Here is an 18,692-nt window from a genome sequence, read left to right as displayed (position 1 = left end):
TTTGGGGCAAAGAGAAAGCTATGAGTCAGTCCCCGATTGATTTGCCATCCCGTCTTCTGCTGAACCTTGAGCCCTGGCGCCACGCCGCCCACTGGCGTATCGCCTTCTCCGGTGGCCTCGATTCCACCGTCCTCCTGCATCTGCTCGCCACCCTGGCGAACACCGAATCCCTTCCTGCGTTAAGCGCCATCCACATCCACCACGGCCTCCAGGCTGCGGCCGATGCGTGGCCGCAACACTGCCGGGCCGTTTGCGATGCGCTGGACATTCCTTTACAAGTAGAGCGGGTCACCGTGAAGGGCGGGGCGAGCCTGGAGCGGGCGGCGCGGGATGCGCGTTATGCGGTGTTCAGTTCGCTGACGCAGAGCAATGACGTGCTGTTGACTGGCCAGCACCGCGACGACCAAGCGGAAACGCTGCTGTTTCGGCTGTTGCGCGGTGCCGGTGTCCGCGGGCTCGGCGCGATGCCGCTGCAGCGCCCAGTGGGGCAGGGCACGCTGGTTCGACCGTTGCTGGATGTCAGCCGCGCCGAGCTGGAAAGTTATGCACAGGCGCATCGGTTGCGCTGGATCGAAGACCCGTCGAATCAGGATCGGCAGTTTTCGCGCAACTACCTGCGGCATCGAGTCATGCCGGTACTGACCGAGCGTTGGCCGCAAGCGCAGGCGAGCATGGCGCGCACCGCTGCGCATCTGCGTGAGGCGCAGGGCTTGCTCGATGAGTTGGCGCAGATTGATCTCGCACAAGCCGAAACGCCCCATGAATTCGCCTGGCTGGGTGTGCCATCGCTGGAGCTGACACCATTGACGGCGTTGTCTGACGCGCGCCAGCGAAATGCCCTCAGCCACTGGCTCGAACCGTTGACCCGGCTGCCAGACGCTGACCATTGGTCGGGTTGGACAACGCTGTGCAATGCCGGCGCCGACGCTTCTCCGATCTGGCGTCTGGCCGACGGAGAGCTGCACCGCAGCGCCGGTCGCGTCTGGTGGCTGAGCGGCAATTGGTTGGGTACGCCAGTGATCGGTGCCGACTGGCAGACCCCGACTTCAGCGCTACGCTTGCCGGATAACGGACGCGTCATGCTCCACGGGCAAGCTCCATCCGGGCCTTTGCGTATTGCCTATCGGCAGGGCGGTGAGGTCATGCGAATGGCCGAGCGCGGCAGTCGTGATCTCAAGCGTCTGCTCAACGAGCGCGCGGTCCCGGCCTTCGTGCGTGGCAGATTGCCGCTGCTGTTTCGTGGCGAAGAATTGCTCGCCGTGGCGAACCTGCCGGGTCTTGCTGGTCAGATGGACGAAGGCTGGACATTGCACTGGCAGCCAACAGACGAAGATCAAGGTTTGAGCTGAAAGGAGCATTCCGGTAGACTACGCTCCCTTCTTGATACAACTTCTGTGGATTCGCCTGAATTGCAGGAGTTGCCGATTACCAAGCAGTCTTTGCTGGGCGATTCCAAAAAATGTGTAGCGAGCAACGTACCGGTGTTTCATCTGCCGGTCTGTCACAACGCGGCGGTTTTTTCGAAAGGTGCACTGTGATTAATGCAGGTGATCGGGGGCTTCGGCCTTCCTTCGCTTTCCCCGGCGGCTCGTTCCGCTTTAACGCAGACTTCTAGGGTTTTTCATGACGCGCTACATATTCGTCACGGGCGGTGTTGTTTCTTCATTGGGGAAAGGCATTGCCTCGGCTTCATTGGCGGCTATCCTGGAGGCGCGGGGGCTTAAGGTCACCATGCTGAAGCTGGATCCGTACATCAACGTCGATCCAGGCACCATGAGTCCGTTCCAGCACGGTGAAGTGTTCGTCACCCACGACGGCGCCGAGACCGACCTGGATCTGGGGCACTACGAGCGGTTCATCCGCACGACCATGACCCAGAACAATAACTTCACCACCGGCCGTGTCTACGAGCACGTGCTGCGCAAAGAGCGCCGTGGCGACTACCTGGGTGCAACCATCCAGGTAATCCCGCACATCACCGACGAAATCAAGCGCCGCATCATCAAGGGTGCCGGTGACGCAGACGTGGCGATGGTCGAGATTGGTGGCACCGTCGGTGACATCGAGTCGCAACCGTTCCTCGAAGCCATCCGCCAGTTGCGTTTCGAAGTCGGCGCCAAGCGCGCGATGCTGATGCATCTGACGCTGGTGCCGTACATCGCCACCGCTGGCGAAACCAAGACCAAACCGACCCAGCACTCCGTCAAGGAACTGCGTTCGATCGGTCTGCAGCCAGACGTGCTGGTGTGCCGCTCCGATCACCCGATCGACGTGTCCTCGCGTCGCAAGATCGCCCAGTTCACCAACGTTGAAGAACGTGCGGTCATTGCTCTGGAAGACGCCGATACCATCTACAAGATCCCGGGCATCCTGCATTCGCAGGGTCTGGACGATTTCGTCGTTGAGCGTTTCGGCTTGCAGTGCGGCAGCGCCGACCTGTCCGAGTGGGACGCAGTGGTCGATGCCAAGCTGAACCCGGAACACGAAGTGACCATCGCCATGGTCGGCAAGTACATGGAACTGCTCGACGCCTACAAGTCGCTGATCGAAGCGATGAGTCATGCCGGCATCAGCAACCGCACCAAGGTCAATCTGCGCTACATCGATTCCGAAGACATCGAGAACCAGGGCACTGCGCTGCTCGAAGGTGTCGACGCGATTCTGGTGCCGGGCGGCTTCGGTCTGCGTGGCGTGGAAGGCAAGATCACCGCTGTTCAGTACGCTCGCGAAAACAAGGTTCCGTACCTCGGTATCTGCCTGGGCATGCAGGTAGCGGTCATCGAATTCGCCCGTAACGTACTGGGCTGGAAAGACGCCAACTCCACCGAATTCGATCGTGCCAGCGGCCATCCGGTTGTCGGTCTGATCACCGAGTGGGAAGACGCCACCGGCGCTGTTGAAGTCCGTACCGAAGCGTCCGATCTGGGCGGCACCATGCGCCTCGGCGCGCAGGATTGCCTGCTCGAGCCGGGCTCGAAAGTGCACGACTGCTACGGCAAGGATGTGATCGTCGAGCGTCACCGTCACCGTTACGAAGTGAACAACAATCTGCTGCCGCAGATCATCGAAGCCGGCCTGAAGATTTCCGGTCGTTCCGCCGATGCTGCGCTGGTCGAAGTGGTTGAAGCGCCGGATCACCCATGGTTCGTCGCCTGCCAGTTCCACCCTGAGTTCACCTCGACCCCACGCGACGGCCACCCGCTGTTCAGCGGTTTCGTCAAAGCCGCGTTGGCTCAACACCAGAAGAAGGCGTAACCCGATGGCACAGAAGATTATCCGCGTCGGCGACATCGAGATTGCCAACGACAAACCCATGGTGCTGTTCGGCGGCATGAACGTGCTGGAAAGCCGTGACATGGCCATGCAGGTTTGCGAAGAGTACGTGAAGGTCACCGAGAAACTCGGTATCCCTTACGTATTCAAGGCCAGCTTCGACAAGGCCAACCGTTCTTCTGTGACCTCGTATCGCGGTCCTGGCCTGGAAGAGGGCATGCGCATCTTCCAGGACATCAAACAAGCCTTCGGCGTGCCGATCATCACCGACGTCCACGAGCCGGATCAGGCCGCGGTCGTCGCTGAGGTCTGCGACATCATCCAGTTGCCGGCCTTCCTGTCGCGCCAGACCGATCTGGTCGTGGCAATGGCCAAGACCAATGCCGTGATCAACATCAAGAAAGCCCAGTTCCTCGCGCCTCAGGAAATGAAACACATCCTGAACAAGTGCGTGGAAGCGGGTAACGATCAGTTGATCCTCTGCGAGCGCGGTTCGAGCTTCGGCTACAACAACCTCGTGGTCGACATGCTCGGCTTCGGCATCATGAAGCAGTTCGAGTATCCGGTATTCTTCGACGTGACCCACGCGCTGCAAATGCCTGGCGGTCGTGCCGACTCCGCCGGCGGTCGCCGTGCCCAGGTTCTGGATCTGGCCAAGGCCGGCATGAGCCAGTCGCTGGCGGGTCTGTTCCTCGAAGCGCATCCGGATCCGGACAACGCCAAATGCGACGGCCCTTGCGCCTTGCGTCTGGACAAACTGGAGCCATTCCTGGCCCAGCTCAAAGCTCTGGACGAACTGGTGAAGAGTTTTCCGACGGTAGAAACCGCGTAACGCTCGATTCTCCGGTAAAGTACCGCACGATTTGTCGCTCATGCCCTCGGGCGTGAGCGTTGTCGTCTGCAAGTCTGCCCGCTGTACTTCGCTTGCCGACGATAAAGATTTCCTCTAGCTGCGTCGTTTTCGTCAACTTTGGAGTGTTTACAACAATGGCAAAAATCGTCGACATCAAAGGTCGTGAAGTTCTCGACTCCCGTGGCAATCCCACCGTGGAAGCGGACGTGCTTCTCGACAACGGCATCATCGGCAGCGCCTGCGCGCCGTCCGGTGCATCCACTGGCTCGCGTGAAGCGCTCGAGCTGCGTGATGGCGACAAGAGCCGTTACCTGGGCAAGGGCGTGCTCAAGGCGGTAGCCAACATCAACGGTCCGATCCGCGATCTGCTGCTGGGCACCGACCCGAGCGACCAGAAAGCGCTGGACCAGGCGATGATCAAGCTCGACGGTACCGAAAACAAGGCGACCCTGGGCGCCAACGCCATCCTCGCCGTGTCCCTGGCTGCGGCCAAGGCGGCTGCGCAGGATCAGGATCTGCCGCTGTACGCACACATCGCCAACCTCAACGGCACCCCGGGTGTGTACTCGATGCCGGTACCGATGATGAACATCATCAACGGTGGCGAGCACGCCGACAACAACGTCGACATCCAGGAATTCATGGTGCAGCCAGTCGGCGCCAGGTCGTTCTCGGAAGGTCTGCGCATGGGCACCGAGATTTTCCATCACTTGAAAGCTGTGCTGAAGGCCCGTGGCCTGAGCACTGCCGTTGGCGACGAAGGCGGTTTCGCACCGAACCTGGCGTCCAACGAAGATGCGTTGAAAGTGATCTCCGAAGCCGTGGCCAACGCCGGTTACAAGCTGGGCACCGACGTGACCCTGGCGCTGGACTGCGCCGCGAGCGAGTTCTACGAAGACGGCAAGTACAACCTGTCCGGTGAAGGCCAAGTGTTCACTGCTGAAGGTTTCGCCGACTACCTCAAAGGCCTGACCGAGCGTTACCCGATCATCTCCATCGAAGACGGTCTGGACGAGTCCGACTGGGCTGGCTGGAAAATCCTCACCGACAAGATCGGCGAGAAGACTCAGCTGGTGGGCGACGACCTGTTCGTGACCAACACCAAGATCCTCAAAGAAGGCATCGATAAAAAGATCGCCAACTCGATCCTGATCAAGTTCAACCAGATCGGCACCCTGACCGAAACCCTGGAAGCCATCCAGATGGCCAAGGCTGCCGGCTACACCGCCGTGATCTCGCACCGCTCCGGCGAAACCGAAGATTCGACCATTGCCGACCTGGCTGTGGGCACCTCGGCTGGCCAGATCAAGACCGGTTCGCTGTGCCGCTCCGACCGCGTTTCCAAGTACAACCAACTGCTGCGTATCGAAGAGCAGTTGAACGGCAAGGCCAAGTACAACGGCCGTGCCGAGTTCCGCGGTTAAGCGCAACCTGATCAAAGGACACCGGATTGTGTCGGAAAAGTCGTGACAGCGATGGATTTGCCACTAATCTGATGCCTTAAGCACAAGCCTGGATCTTTCCAGGCTTCGTGCTATCAGATGCTGCAACATTATGCGTGGCTGTCTTTTTTCACTGGATACCTGATATTCGATGCGCAGTCCTTACTGGTTGTTTCTTGTTTTGCTCTTGCTGCTGGCCGGTCTGCAGTACCGCCTGTGGGTGGGCAATGGCAGTCTGGCGCAGGTCGCCGAGCTGAAACAGCAGATCGCCGAGCAACATGCCGAGAACGAAGGCCTGCTGGAGCGCAACCGGGTGATGGACGCTGAAGTCAGCGAGCTGAAGAAAGGCATGGAGACCGTCGAAGAGCGGGCTCGTCACGAACTGGGCATGGTCAAGGACGGCGAAACCCTTTACCAGTTGGCCCAATGATCGATTCCCTGCCGGCCTTCTGGGCCGTGATTCCTGCCGCGGGCGTCGGTGCCCGAATGGCCGCGGACCGTCCCAAGCAATATCTGCAACTGGGCGGGCGCACAATTCTCGAACACAGCCTCGGCTGTTTCCTCGATCACCCGAGCCTCAAGGGCCTGGTGGTCAGTCTTGCTGTAGACGATCCTTACTGGCCGAATCTGGCATGCGTCAACGATCCGCGCATTCAGCGGGTTGAAGGCGGGGCGGAGCGTTCCGCGTCGGTGCTCAATGCCTTGCTGCATCTGCATGCGCAAGGTGCCGACGATGACGACTGGGTGCTGGTGCACGATGCGGCCCGGCCGAATCTGAGTCGCGATGATCTCGACAAGTTGCTTGCCGAACTCGCGGATGACCCGGTCGGTGGTCTGTTGGCGGTGCCCGCTCGCGACACGCTCAAACGCGTTGATAACAACGGGCGTGTGGTTGAAACCGTGGATCGCAGCGTGATCTGGCAGGCGTATACGCCGCAGATGTTCCGCCTCGGCGCGTTGCATCGGGCGTTGGCCGACAGCCTGGTTGCGGATGCCGTGATCACCGATGAAGCTTCGGCGATGGAATGGGCCGGTCTGGCACCACGTCTGATCGAAGGGCGGGCGGATAACCTCAAGGTGACCCGGCCGGAAGATCTGGAGTGGTTGCGCCAGCGGTGGGCGAATCGCCGCTGAGGTTTGGGGTCGCTGTGGCATTGCCTTCGCGAGCAGGCTAGCTCCCACAGAGGGAATGCATTCAGCTGTCGAACTCGGTCAATTGTGGGAGCGAGCCTGCTCGCGAAAGCGGTCGCACGGGCAGTCAATAACTCAAAGTTTGTACTCCGGCCTTTCAGCCAGTCCCACCTTCAAATAATCCACCAACTTGCGCACCTTCGGCGACAGATGCCGCTGCTGCGGATACAGCGCCCACACCGCCGTATTCGGCGGCTGATGCGCCTCGAGTAAGGAAATCAGCGCGCCGCTGTGCAGGTGCTCGAGCACGTAATAGTCCGGCAACTGACACAACCCGACACCCTGAAGCGCCGCATCCAGCACCGCCTGCCCACTGTTGCAACGCCAGTTGCCCTGCACCCGCTGGGAAAATTCCCGCCCGTTCTGTTCCAGTTGCCAGATATCCGAACTGCCGATCAGGCAATTGTGTCGACTCAATTCCGACAAACTGTGTGGGCGCCCATACCGTTCCAAGTAGGAAGGCGACGCGCACAGGTACATTCTCCGTGGCGCCAGGCGTGTCGCGACCAAGCGCGAATCCTGTAGCCGACCCAGACGAATTGCCAGATCCAGCCCTTCATGCACCAGATCCAGCTGGCGATTGCTCAGCTCGATATCGATACGCAGCTGCGGGTAAAGCCCCATGAAGCGAGTCACCAGCGGCACGATAAAGCGTTCGCCATAGGCCACCGCGCAGGTCATGCGCAGCATGCCTTTCGGTTCGCTGGTCAGATCGCCTACCGCGCGCAAGGCTTCTTCGCGACCGTCCTGCAGGCGCTGACAATGTTGCAGGAAAGTCTGCCCGGCTTCGGTCAACGTAACTCGCCGGGTGCTGCGGTAGAGCAGGCGCGTCTGCAAACGCTCTTCGAGCCGTACGATTTGTCGACTGACGTGCGAGGAGGAAACCCCAAGACGCTCGGCAGCGGCGGTGAATTGATTGCATTCGGCGACGGCAACGAACTCATCGATGCCTTCCCAGCGGTTTTCCGACACTTGGATTATCCCTGTACAGCAATAATGTTTTGCTTTCGTCCGGATTATTCCTCAGGACGCGCTGAACTACACTGTCTGTCTGCTTTTTTATTTATTGGGTTCACTGGAGAGTCAGCATGATCAAGTCGCGCGCCGCCGTTGCCTTCGAGGCCAAGAAGCCGCTGGAAATCGTAGAAGTCGATGTCGCCATGCCGAAGGCTGGTGAAGTGTTGCTGCGCGTTGTCGCTTCCGGGGTGTGCCACACCGATGCCTACACCTTGTCCGGCGCAGACCCGGAAGGCATCTTCCCGTCGATCCTCGGCCACGAAGGTGGCGCCATCGTTGAAGCGATCGGCGAGGGCGTGACCTCGGTTGCCGTCGGCGACCACGTCATTCCGCTGTACACCCCGGAATGCGGCCAGTGCAAATTCTGCAAGTCGGGCAAGACCAACCTTTGTCAGGCGATTCGCGCCACCCAAGGCAAGGGCCTGATGCCGGACGGCACTTCGCGCTTTTCCTACAAGGGCGAAACGATTTTCCACTACATGGGCACATCGACGTTTTCGGAGTACACCGTACTGCCGGAAATTTCCGTAGCGAAGATCTCCAAAGACGCGCCGCTGGAAAAGGTTTGCCTGCTCGGTTGCGGCGTAACCACCGGTATCGGCGCCGTGCTCAACACCGCCAAGGTCAAACCGGGTGACACCGTGGCCATCTTCGGTCTCGGTGGTATTGGCTTGTCGGCCGTGATCGGCGCGGTGAAAGCCAAGGCTGCGCGCATCATCGCCATCGACATCAATCCGGCCAAGTTCGAAATCGCCAAACAACTCGGTGCCACCGACTGCGTGAACCCGAAAGATTACGATCGTCCGATCCAGGAAGTGATCGTCGACATGACCGATGGCGGCGTCGACTTCTCCTTCGAGTGCATCGGCAATGTGCAACTGATGCGCGCCGCGCTTGAGTGCTGCCACAAAGGCTGGGGCGAGTCGGTCATCATCGGTGTCGCCGGTGCCGGCCAGGAAATCGCTACCCGGCCGTTCCAGTTGGTCACCGGTCGCGTCTGGCGCGGTTCGGCGTTCGGCGGCGTGCGTGGCCGTACTGAATTGCCGAGCTACGTCGACATGGCCCAGAGCGGCGAGATCCCGCTGGATACCTTCATCACCCACACCATGGGCCTGGAAGATATCAACAAGGCGTTCGACCTGATGCACGAAGGCAAGAGCATCCGCACCGTCATTCATTTCTAAGGAGCAGCGGCAAGCTACAAGCCACAAGCTGCAAGCAGGCGCAACGCCCTCTTGCAGCTTCAAGCTTGCAGCTTGCGGCTGAAGTGCTATGAATCTGGAAAACATTTCCTGTCAGAAGAGTTTCGGTGGCTGGCACAAGCGCTATCGCCATCGCTCCGAAGTGCTTGATTGCGACATGGTCTTCGCCGTGTACCTGCCGCCGCAAGCGGAGCAGGGCGGCAAGCTGCCGGTGCTGTACTGGTTGTCCGGGCTGACCTGCACCGATGAGAATTTCATGCAGAAGGCCGGTGCGATGCGCATGGCCGCCGAGCTTGGTCTGATCATCGTTGCCCCGGATACCAGCCCACGTGGCGCGGATGTCCCGGACGATGCAGACAAGGCTTGGGATTTCGGTCTCGGCGCCGGGTTTTATCTGAACGCCACGCAGGAGCCATGGGCGCATCATTATCAGATGCATGACTATGTCGTGAAGGAATTGCCTGCACTGGTTGAAGCGCATTTCCCCGCTTCCGACAAGCGCAGCATCAGCGGCCACTCGATGGGCGGCCACGGTGCTTTGGTCTGTGCCTTGCGCAATCCTGGGCGGTATAAATCGGTTTCGGCCTTTTCGCCGATCACCCATCCGATCGATTGCCCGTGGGGTCAGAAGGCCTTTTCCAACTATTTGGGCGAAGACCGTTCGAAGTGGAAGGAGTGGGACGCCTGTGTGCTGATCGCGGAGGCGACGGAGAAGTTGCCGTTGTTGGTCGATCAAGGGGATCGTGACGATTTCCTCGCCACGCAATTGAAACCCGAGGCCTTGCAACACGCAGCAAAACAAGCGGCGCATCCGCTGGAGCTGCGCCTGCAACCGGGCTACGACCACAGCTATTTCTTCATCTCAAGCTTCATTGACGACCACTTGCAGCATCACGCACGCGCTCTGCGCGGTTAATGCAGGTAGAATCACGCCCTGACAAAAATCGGGGCGTTTTTTTATGCGTATTGGCCACGGCTACGATGTGCACCGTTTCGCTGAAGGCGATTTCATTACTCTGGGCGGCGTGCAGATTGCACACAGCTTCGGGCTGCTCGCTCATTCCGACGGTGACGTCCTGCTGCACGCCTTGAGCGATGCCTTGCTCGGCGCGGCGGCGCTGGGTGATATCGGCAAACACTTCCCGGACACCGATCCGCAATTCAAGGACGCCGACAGCCGTGTGCTGTTGCGTCATGTGGTCAGTCTGATCCACGCCAAGGGCTGGAAAGTCGGCAACGTCGACAACACCATCGTTGCCCAGGCGCCAAAAATGGCGCCGCATATCGAATCGATGCGCGCGCTGATCGCGGCGGATCTTCAAGTTGAGTTGGATCAAGTGAACGTCAAAGCTACCACCACCGAAAAGCTTGGCTTTGTCGGTCGCGAAGAAGGTATCGCCGTGCACTCCGTTGCCTTGTTGCTGCGCGCATGAATGAACTGCAATTGCTCGGCCCGCGGGCCTATGGTGAGCCCCTCGGCACAGCGGTACTGAAAGCCATTGCCGAAGATTTTCAGGTCGATGAAGTACTGGATATCCCGTTCAGCGGTGACGGCGAACACCTGTGGATCTGGGTGGAAAAGCGCGGCCTCAATACCGAAGAAGCGGCGCGGCGTATCGCCAAGGCAGCCGGCGTGCCGTTGCGCACCGTCAGCTATGCCGGCCTCAAGGACCGTCAGGCCCTGACCCGACAGTGGTTCAGCGTGCAGTTGCCGGGCAAGGCCGATCCGGATCTGTCGGCCGCTGAAAACGACACGCTGAAGATCCTCAATACCACGCGTCATAAACGCAAACTGCAACGCGGTGCGCATTCGGCCAACGGTTTCACGTTGCGCCTGACGCAATTCAATGGCGACAAAGAGGCGCTTGAACAGCGCCTGCAACTGATCGCCAAACAAGGCATTCCCAATTATTTCGGCGCCCAGCGCTTCGGCCATGACGGCGGCAACGTTGTCGATGCCCGGGCGTGGGCGGCGCGCAAGGCTTTGCCGGAACAGCGCAATGTGCGTTCGCGGTTGCTGTCGACGGCGCGCAGCTTTCTGTTCAACCAGGTGCTGGCGGCGCGCGTCGCCGATGGCACCTGGAACACCGCGCGGGTTGGCGATCTGCTGGCCTTCACCGACAGCCGCAGTTTTTTCCCGGCCGGTGAAGCCGAATGCAGCGACCCGCGTCTGGCAATTCTCGACCTGCACCCGACCGGTCCGCAGTGGGGCGAAGGTGACTCGCCCGCGGCTGGCGCAGTCCATGAACTGGAGCAGGCGATCGCCGCCCGCGAAGCGGATCTGCGCGACTGGTTGATCCACGCCGGCATGAGCCATGAACGTCGCATCCTGCGGCTGCCCATTGGCGGGTTGACGTGGCATTATCCCCAACCTGACATTCTGCAACTGGAATTCGTCCTCCCGGCCGGATGCTTTGCCACCGTATTGGTGCGCGAGCTCGTTGATCTGGTGCCGGTGGGGCAGACGGACAGCCCATGCGTATTCTGATTTCTAACGACGATGGGGTAACCGCGCCCGGTCTCGCCGCGCTTTATGCTGCGCTGGCGGATTACACCGAATGCGTGGTTATCGCCCCGGAGCAGGACAAAAGCGGCGCCAGCAGTTCGCTGACGCTCGACCGTCCGCTGCACCCGCAATACCTGGCCAACGGCTTTATCAGCCTCAACGGCACACCGACCGATTGCATTCACCTGGGCCTCAACGGCTTGCTTGAGCGCGAGGCGGACATGGTGGTTTCCGGCATCAACCTGGGCGCCAACCTCGGTGACGACGTGCTGTATTCCGGAACCGTGGCGGCAGCCCTTGAAGGACGATTTCTCGAGCGCCCATCGTTTGCCTTTTCACTGGTCTCGCGCCAAGTGGATAACCTGCCGACTGCGGCCTACTTTGCGCGCAAACTGGTCGAGGCCCACGCCGGGCTCGATCTGCCACCGCGCACGGTACTCAACGTGAACATTCCCAATCTGCCTATCGATCACATCCGTGGCATTCAGTTGACCCGTCTCGGCCATCGCGCCCGCGCGGCGGCGCCGATGAAAGTGGTCGATCCGCGCGGCAAGGCCGGTTACTGGATCGCCGCTGCCGGCGACGCTGAAGATGGCGGCCCGGGCACCGATTTTCATGCCGTGATGCAGGGTTATGTGTCCATCACACCGTTGCAGCTCGATCGCACTTTCAATGATGCCTTCAGAAGTCTTGATGGCTGGCTGGGGGGCTGAGCTGATGCGTGAACACGACGACCGCCTGCGCAGCGGCATAGGCATGACCTCCCAACGTACCCGTGAGCGACTGATCCAGCGGCTGTATGAAGAAGGCGTGTCGAACGCCAAAGTGCTGGAAGTGATCCGCCGCACGCCGCGTCATCTGTTTGTCGACGAGGCGCTGGCGCATCGCGCTTATGAAGACACCGCGCTGCCGATCGGCAACAACCAGACCATCTCCCAGCCTTATATGGTGGCGCGCATGAGCGAGCTGCTGCTGGAGGCCGGCCCGCTGGATAAAGTGCTGGAAATCGGCACCGGTTCCGGCTACCAGACGGCAGTGTTGTCGCAACTGGTTGAGCGGGTGTTTTCCGTCGAGCGCATCAAGGTGTTGCAGGATCGTGCCAAGGAGCGTCTGGTCGAGCTGAACCTGCGCAACGTGGTATTTCGCTGGGGCGATGGCTGGGAAGGCTGGCCGGCGCTGGCGCCATACAACGGCATCATCGTCACCGCCGTCGCCACCGATGTACCGCAGGCTTTACTGGATCAACTGGCCCCTGGTGGGCGCATGGTGATTCCGGTCGGCTCCGGTGAAGTGCAACAACTGATGCTGATCGTGCGCGAAGAACATGGCTTTTCCCGACACGTTTTGGGCGCTGTGCGTTTCGTACCTTTGCTCAACGGTCCACTGGCCTGAGCATTTGCAAGCAGGCGCTGAATTCCTTTCAACGGCGCCGGTCTTACACCGGCAGCCAGAGTTTAAACGCCGCGTACTTGCCCCTGGCAAACGTGTGCGTCCGGTGATTTCGCTTCATTAAAGGTAAAGCCGGTTCGGCCCGTTATACTTGCGACACCTCATGCCGCAATGCGGCATTCAGAATTTTTCAGCCACCACAAAGGGAGCGGCGGGTGAGTCTCACAGTCATTGCGCAGCGTATGGGTAACACGAGCTTTCAGCGCCTGGTGACTGGCCTTGTCTTGAGCACCTTGCTGGTCGGTTGCTCCAGCACCAAATCGAGCAACGTACGGGTTGTCGATCGCAATAATTCGGTCGCGCAACGTCCAACCGTTACTACCGGGCAATATGTAGTCCGCCCCGGCGATACCTTGTTTTCGATCGCCTTTCGTTACGGCTGGGACTACAAAACCCTCGCGGCCCGGAACAATATTCCTACGCCGTATACGATCCATCCGGGTCAGACAATTCGCTTCGACGGGCGCAGCGGTTCAACGCCGACAGCGGTGGTGAGCAACTCCAGTTCCTCGCCTTCTTCGTCGAGTAAAACCACAGTAATCCGGCGCCAGGCGAATGGCACCACAACCACTACAACCACCGGTTCCAAAGGGGTTGTACCGTCCGTCGCGAGCAAACCGGCACCCGCTCCACTGCCTCCGGCAGGCCCGGCCCCGACCGGCTGGGGATGGCCATCTAATGGCGTTCTGATTGGAAAATTCTCTTCAAACGGTAGTTTGAATAAAGGAATTGATATCGCCGGAGATTTGGGACAGCCTGTTTTAGCTGCGTCTGATGGGACGGTCGTATACGCCGGGAGTGGCTTAAGGGGCTACGGCGAATTGGTCATCATCAAACACAGCGAAACCTACGTCAGTGCTTACGGACATAACCGCAGGCTGTTGGTTCGGGAGGGGCAGCAGGTCAAGGTCGGACAGACAATTGCCGAAATGGGGTCAACGGGTACAGACCGGGTGAAACTGCATTTTGAGATTCGCCGCCAAGGTAAACCAGTGGATCCGCTGCAGTTCCTGCCAAGACGTTGATTTGTAGGCCAGCCTGTTCCGTCGCGTAGAGGGGACAGGCTCCAGCGTTGCCAAGGATAAAGGCGTCGCTTGAGCTTGGGGTCGAACTCACCAAAGGACTATAACAATGGCTCTCAGTAAAGAAGTGCCGGAGTTTGACATCGACGATGAGGTTCTCCTTATGGAGACCGGCATCGATTCGGATTCGATGTTGAATGATGAAGGGGCTGCTCCACCTTCCGTTCGTTCCAAATCCAGACACTCCGCCACACTCAAACAACATAAATACATCGACTACACTCGGGCACTTGATGCCACGCAGCTGTATCTCAACGAAATCGGCTTTTCCCCTCTGCTCTCCCCGGAAGAAGAAGTTCATTTTGCGCGCTTGTCGCAAAGTGGCGATCCGGCCGGGCGCAAGCGCATGATCGAAAGTAACCTGCGGCTGGTCGTCAAGATCGCCCGGCGTTACGTCAATCGGGGGCTGTCGCTGCTGGATCTGATTGAAGAGGGCAACCTCGGCCTGATCCGCGCGGTGGAAAAGTTCGATCCCGAGCGCGGCTTCCGCTTCTCGACCTACGCCACGTGGTGGATCCGTCAGACCATCGAACGCGCGATCATGAATCAGACCCGGACCATCCGGTTGCCGATTCATGTGGTCAAGGAGCTCAACGTGTACCTGCGGGCCGCACGGGAGCTGACGCAAAAACTCGACCACGAACCTTCACCCGAAGAAATCGCCAACCTGCTGGAGAAACCGGTGGGCGAGGTCAAGCGCATGCTGGGCCTCAACGAACGGGTTTCTTCGGTCGATGTCTCGCTGGGTCCGGATTCGGATAAAACCCTGCTGGACACCCTCACTGACGATCGTCCCACCGATCCGTGCGAACTGCTGCAGGACGATGACCTGTCGCAGAGCATCGATCAATGGTTGTCGGAGCTGACCGACAAGCAGCGCGAGGTGGTGATTCGCCGCTTCGGCCTGCGCGGTCACGAAAGCAGCACACTGGAAGATGTCGGCCTGGAGATCGGTCTGACCCGCGAACGGGTACGGCAGATCCAGGTGGAAGGCCTCAAGCGCCTTCGCGAGATCCTGGAGAAGAATGGCCTGTCGAGCGAGTCGCTGTTTCAATAAGCGCCTGATCGACCGTCCGCAAAAAAAGCCCCGGCTGATTCAATCAGTCGGGGCTTTTTGTTTATGCCTGTATCGTGCATCGCGTTTGTCGGGCGAGGTGCCAGACGAGCGGTCAGCATTTTCTGAGTTTGTAGTCTCGCGCTGTAAGCCTTTGCTTACTGTGTCGTAAGTGTTCGTTATTTTTACACTTCGGCAGAAGGCGATTGCGATCACTGCTAAATGTTAACCTACTGATTTATATAAATATTTTCAATTGTTATGTCTTTATGTCAGCGCAGACCTGCGCGTGAGCCTGATTGCTCCGCTGCGGAAACTCTCTAATATCAGGGCTGTGTCGACGGATAGACACGCCCTTCACGGAAGAGGGGAACGGACATCGCAGGAGGCGATTCATCAGGACGATGAAAAGGGAATACAGGGAATAGGGAAAAAATGTGGGCGGGTCATACCGCCCCTTTTTTCGTCTGCAGAAAAGTAAAACCTGCAAAAGCAAAAAGGCCCACAAGGGGCCTTTCAGTCGAGCGCGGGGTAGATCAGCGTTCGAGTTGTTCGATCTTGTTCGGCTTGCCATCCCAATCAGCGGAATCCGGGAGAGGATCCTTGCGCTCGGTGATGTTCGGCCAGATATCCGCCAGCTCGGCATTGAGCTCGATGAAGTTTTCCATGCCGCTTGGGATCTCGTCTTCCGAGAAGATCGCCACAGCCGGGCATTCTGGTTCACACAGCGCGCAGTCGATGCACTCGTCCGGGTGAATCACCAGGAAGTTCGGGCCTTCGTAAAAGCAGTCCACCGGACAGACTTCTACGCAGTCGGTGTACTTGCACTTGATGCAGTTGTCGGTGACGACGAAGGTCATTTCTAATTTTCTCCTCAGGCGGCGGCAGCGTTGCCCCTTCACGGTTGGGGTCGCCAGGTTCGGGAGCGATACCTGCTGACCAGGCTATGAGCCAGCAGCATCCCGAACCGCGCGAGATTCTAACAGCTTGAAGCGAATTGCGTTATATCCGCTTCTTCAGTGCTTATATCCGGTTCTTCAGTGCATAGAGCATTTCGAGCGCACGCCGTGGCGTCATGTCATCCAGATCGACCTTGGCCAATTCATCGAGCACCGGATGTGGCAGCGAGGCGAACATATCGCTTTGCTGCGGTGTCGACGGCTTGCCCTTGGCCGCCGGTTTCGGCGCCTCGTGGGGCAGGGCAGTGTCTTCCAGGCGACTCAGATGCTCGCGCGCGCGCAAGATCACTTCGCTCGGCACACCCGCCAGTTGTGCGACTGCCAAGCCATAGCTCTGACTGGCAGGCCCAGGCAGAACATGGTGCAGGAACACGATCCGTTCGTTGTGCTCGGTGGCATTGAGATGCACGTTAGCTACCAGAGGTTCGGCTTCCGGCAGCACGGTCAGTTCAAAATAGTGCGTAGCAAACAGGGTGTAGGCGCGCAGATGGGCCAAGCGCTCGGCCGCCGCCCACGCCAGCGACAGACCGTCGAAGGTGCTGGTACCGCGCCCGACTTCGTCCATCAGCACCAGACTGCGCTCGGTCGCGTTATGCAGGATGTTGGCGGTTTCGCTCATCTCGACCATGAAGGTCGAGCGACCGCCGGCCAGATCATCGCTTGAGCCGATACGGGTGAAGATGCGGTCGACCAGCGACAACTCGCAACTGGCGGCCGGTACGAAACTGCCGATATGCGCCAGCAACACAATCAAAGCGGTCTGCCGCATGTAAGTGGATTTACCGCCCATGTTCGGGCCGGTGATGACCAGCATGCGCGTGTTGTCATCCAGGCTCAGATCGTTGGCCACGAACGGCGTGGTCAGCACTTGCTCGACCACCGGATGACGACCCTGGGTAATGCGCATGCACGGCTCGCTGACGAAGCGCGGGCAGTTCAGGTCAAGATTCAGCGCACGCTCGGCAAGGTTGCTCAGCACATCCAGCTCGGCCAATGCGCCGGCGGTGTCCTGCAACGGCGGCAACCGGCTGATCAAGTCTTCGAGCAGCGCTTCATAAAGCATCTTTTCCCGGGCCAGCGCGCGACTCTTGGCCGACAGCGCCTTGTCTTCGAACTCTTTCAGCTCGGGCGTGATGAAACGCTCGGCGCCTTTGAGCGTCTGCCGGCGGATGTAGTCGGCCGGCGCCGATTCAGCCTGCTTGCTCGGCAGTTCGATGAAGTAGCCGTGGATACGGTTGTAGCCGACTTTGAGGTTGGCCAGACCAGTACGGGCTTTCTCCCGGGCTTCGAGATCGATGAGGAACTGGCCGGCGTTTTCGCTCAGCGATTGCAGTTCGTCGAGTTCGCTGTCGTAACCGGTTTTCAGCACGCCGCCGTCACGGATCACCGCAGGCGGGTTATCGATGATGGCTTTGGCCAGCAGCGCCGCCAGTTCTGGATAGGTGCTGGTGGTGGCCGCCAGATGCTGCAGGTGCGGCGCTTCCAGATCGGTCATCGCCACTTGCAGTTCGGGCAGTGCGCCGAGAGCGTCACGCAGACGCGCAAGGTCACGCGGCCGCGCATTGCGCAGGCCGATCCGCGCCAGAATCCGCTCTATGTCGCCGATCTCCTTGAGCTGCGGTTGCAGCTTTTCAAAACGGTAGCCGTCGAGCAGGCAGCGAATCGACGTCTGGCGGGCGAGCAGCACGGTGAGGTCGCGCAACGGCCGGTTCAGCCAACGAGTCAGCAAACGGCTGCCCATGGCGGTCTGGCAGCGATCGACCACCGATTGCAGGGTGTTGTCGCGGCCACCGGCCAGATTGGTGTCGAGTTCGAGATTGCGCCGGCTGGCGCCGTCGAGCACCACGGTGTCATCGAGACGTTCGTGACGCAGGCTGCGCAAGTGGGGCAGGGCCGTGCGCTGGGTCTCCTTGGCGTAGGCCAGCAGGCAGCCGGCAGCGCCGATGGCCAGGGTCAGGTTTTCGCAGCCGAAGCCTTTCAGGTCTTGGGTGGAAAACTGCTGGCAGAGACTTTTCAACGCCGAGTCACGCTCAAAGTCCCACGGCGCACGACGACGTACGCCACGGCGTTTCTCCGCCGGCAGGTCTTTTGGCCAGTCATCTGGAATCAACAGTTCCACCGGGTTGACCCGCTCCAGTTCCGCCAGCAGGTTTTCCCAGCCTTTGATCTCAAGCACGGTGAAGTTGCCGCTGGTGATATCCAGCACCGCCAGACCGAACAGACGCTCGTCGCCCAATACCGCTGCAATCAGGTTATCGCGGCGTTCATCCAGCAGCGCCTCGTCGCTGACTGTCCCCGGCGTGATGATCCGTACGACCTGGCGCTCCACCGGGCCTTTGCTGGTGGCCGGGTCGCCGACCTGCTCGCAAATCACCACCGACTCGCCGAGCTTGACCAGTTTCGCCAGGTAACCTTCCGCCGCGTGGTAAGGAATCCCACACATCGGAATCGCCTGTCCCGCCGACTGCCCGCGCGCGGTCAGGGTGATGTCCAGCAACTTGGCGGCTTTCTTCGCGTCTTCGTAGAAGATCTCGTAGAAATCGCCCATGCGATAGAACATCAGCTGGTCCGGGTGCTGATTCTTCAGGCGCCAGTATTGCTGCATCATCGGAGTGTGGGAGGACAGGTCGGAGACGGCTTTATTCATCGGATTGTCGGGCAACT

At 59.7% G+C, this 18,692-nt stretch carries 17 protein-coding genes; 14 read left to right on the top strand and 3 right to left on the bottom strand.

Annotated features, from left to right (window positions below; all coding sequences use genetic code 11):
- Positions 1 to 20 precede the first annotated feature (20 nt).
- The 6 genes from tilS to ispD all read left to right on the top strand — a co-directional run bounded on the left by tilS (position 21) and on the right by ispD (position 6,702).
- Entirely contained in the window at positions 21 to 1,349 is a 1,329-nt protein-coding gene (gene tilS / locus AB4N47_RS17590; RefSeq protein WP_341638571.1) for a tRNA lysidine(34) synthetase TilS, read from the top strand.
- 274 nt (positions 1,350 to 1,623) lie between these two features.
- Positions 1,624 to 3,255 (top strand): CTP synthase, encoded by a 1,632-nt coding sequence (locus tag AB4N47_RS17585; protein WP_016771462.1) that lies wholly within the window; start codon positions 1,624 to 1,626, stop codon positions 3,253 to 3,255.
- 4 nt (positions 3,256 to 3,259) lie between these two features.
- A complete protein-coding gene (gene kdsA, locus AB4N47_RS17580) occupies positions 3,260 to 4,105 on the top strand; it encodes a 3-deoxy-8-phosphooctulonate synthase (RefSeq protein ID WP_016985082.1) in 846 nt (281 codons plus the stop codon).
- A gap of 155 nt (positions 4,106 to 4,260) precedes the next feature.
- Positions 4,261 to 5,550: a phosphopyruvate hydratase gene (eno, locus tag AB4N47_RS17575; RefSeq protein WP_341638572.1), complete on the top strand. Its 1,290-nt coding sequence runs from the start codon at positions 4,261 to 4,263 to the stop codon at positions 5,548 to 5,550.
- Positions 5,551 to 5,719: 169 nt separating this feature from the next.
- Positions 5,720 to 5,998 carry a cell division protein FtsB gene (gene ftsB / locus AB4N47_RS17570; protein WP_016771460.1) on the top strand — a complete coding sequence of 93 codons (279 nt, stop codon included), beginning with the start codon at positions 5,720 to 5,722 and terminating at the stop codon, positions 5,996 to 5,998.
- Entirely contained in the window at positions 5,995 to 6,702 is a 708-nt protein-coding gene (gene ispD / locus AB4N47_RS17565; RefSeq protein WP_341638573.1) for a 2-C-methyl-D-erythritol 4-phosphate cytidylyltransferase, read from the top strand. The genes ftsB and ispD overlap by 4 nt, the downstream gene beginning before the upstream one ends.
- A 132-nt stretch (positions 6,703 to 6,834) precedes the next feature.
- On the opposite strand, the gene AB4N47_RS17560 is transcribed toward ispD, so the two are convergent.
- Positions 6,835 to 7,731, bottom strand: coding sequence for a LysR substrate-binding domain-containing protein (locus AB4N47_RS17560; RefSeq protein ID WP_310214472.1), 897 nt, complete (start codon positions 7,729 to 7,731; stop codon positions 6,835 to 6,837).
- Between the two features lie 116 nt (positions 7,732 to 7,847).
- Here AB4N47_RS17560 and AB4N47_RS17555 point away from each other — a divergent pair, with 116 nt between their 5' ends.
- From AB4N47_RS17555 to rpoS, 8 genes are all read left to right on the top strand, one after another.
- Positions 7,848 to 8,960, top strand: a complete 1,113-nt coding sequence (locus tag AB4N47_RS17555; protein WP_110600129.1) for an S-(hydroxymethyl)glutathione dehydrogenase/class III alcohol dehydrogenase — start codon at positions 7,848 to 7,850, stop codon at positions 8,958 to 8,960.
- A gap of 88 nt (positions 8,961 to 9,048) precedes the next feature.
- On the top strand, positions 9,049 to 9,894 hold the full coding sequence (gene fghA / locus AB4N47_RS17550; RefSeq protein ID WP_341638574.1) for an S-formylglutathione hydrolase: 846 nt from the start codon (positions 9,049 to 9,051) through the stop codon (positions 9,892 to 9,894).
- A 43-nt stretch (positions 9,895 to 9,937) separates the two neighbouring features.
- On the top strand, positions 9,938 to 10,411 hold the full coding sequence (ispF, locus tag AB4N47_RS17545; protein ID WP_341638575.1) for a 2-C-methyl-D-erythritol 2,4-cyclodiphosphate synthase: 474 nt from the start codon (positions 9,938 to 9,940) through the stop codon (positions 10,409 to 10,411).
- A complete protein-coding gene (gene truD / locus AB4N47_RS17540) occupies positions 10,408 to 11,466 on the top strand; it encodes a tRNA pseudouridine(13) synthase TruD (RefSeq protein ID WP_341638576.1) in 1,059 nt (352 codons plus the stop codon). Before ispF ends, truD begins: the two co-directional genes overlap by 4 nt.
- Positions 11,454 to 12,197, top strand: a complete 744-nt coding sequence (surE, locus tag AB4N47_RS17535) for a 5'/3'-nucleotidase SurE (protein WP_447121762.1) — start codon at positions 11,454 to 11,456, stop codon at positions 12,195 to 12,197. The genes truD and surE overlap by 13 nt, the downstream gene beginning before the upstream one ends.
- A gap of 43 nt (positions 12,198 to 12,240) precedes the next feature.
- A complete protein-coding gene (locus AB4N47_RS17530; protein ID WP_160768345.1) occupies positions 12,241 to 12,876 on the top strand; it encodes a protein-L-isoaspartate(D-aspartate) O-methyltransferase in 636 nt (211 codons plus the stop codon).
- A 212-nt stretch (positions 12,877 to 13,088) separates the two neighbouring features.
- Positions 13,089 to 13,958: a peptidoglycan DD-metalloendopeptidase family protein gene (locus AB4N47_RS17525; protein ID WP_016771452.1), complete on the top strand. Its 870-nt coding sequence runs from the start codon at positions 13,089 to 13,091 to the stop codon at positions 13,956 to 13,958.
- 106 nt (positions 13,959 to 14,064) lie between these two features.
- Positions 14,065 to 15,072 carry an RNA polymerase sigma factor RpoS gene (rpoS, locus tag AB4N47_RS17520; RefSeq protein ID WP_016771451.1) on the top strand — a complete coding sequence of 336 codons (1,008 nt, stop codon included), beginning with the start codon at positions 14,065 to 14,067 and terminating at the stop codon, positions 15,070 to 15,072.
- A gap of 533 nt (positions 15,073 to 15,605) precedes the next feature.
- Here rpoS and fdxA read toward each other — a convergent pair.
- Entirely contained in the window at positions 15,606 to 15,929 is a 324-nt protein-coding gene (gene fdxA, locus AB4N47_RS17515; protein ID WP_016771449.1) for a ferredoxin FdxA, read from the bottom strand.
- A gap of 163 nt (positions 15,930 to 16,092) precedes the next feature.
- Entirely contained in the window at positions 16,093 to 18,675 is a 2,583-nt protein-coding gene (gene mutS, locus AB4N47_RS17510) for a DNA mismatch repair protein MutS (protein WP_341638577.1), read from the bottom strand.
- Positions 18,676 to 18,692 lie beyond the last annotated feature (17 nt).

This window comes from Pseudomonas sp. S3_G06, assembly GCF_054667565.1.
Note: the sequence above shows the minus strand (reverse complement) of the source record. Positions and strands in the feature narration are given on the sequence as shown.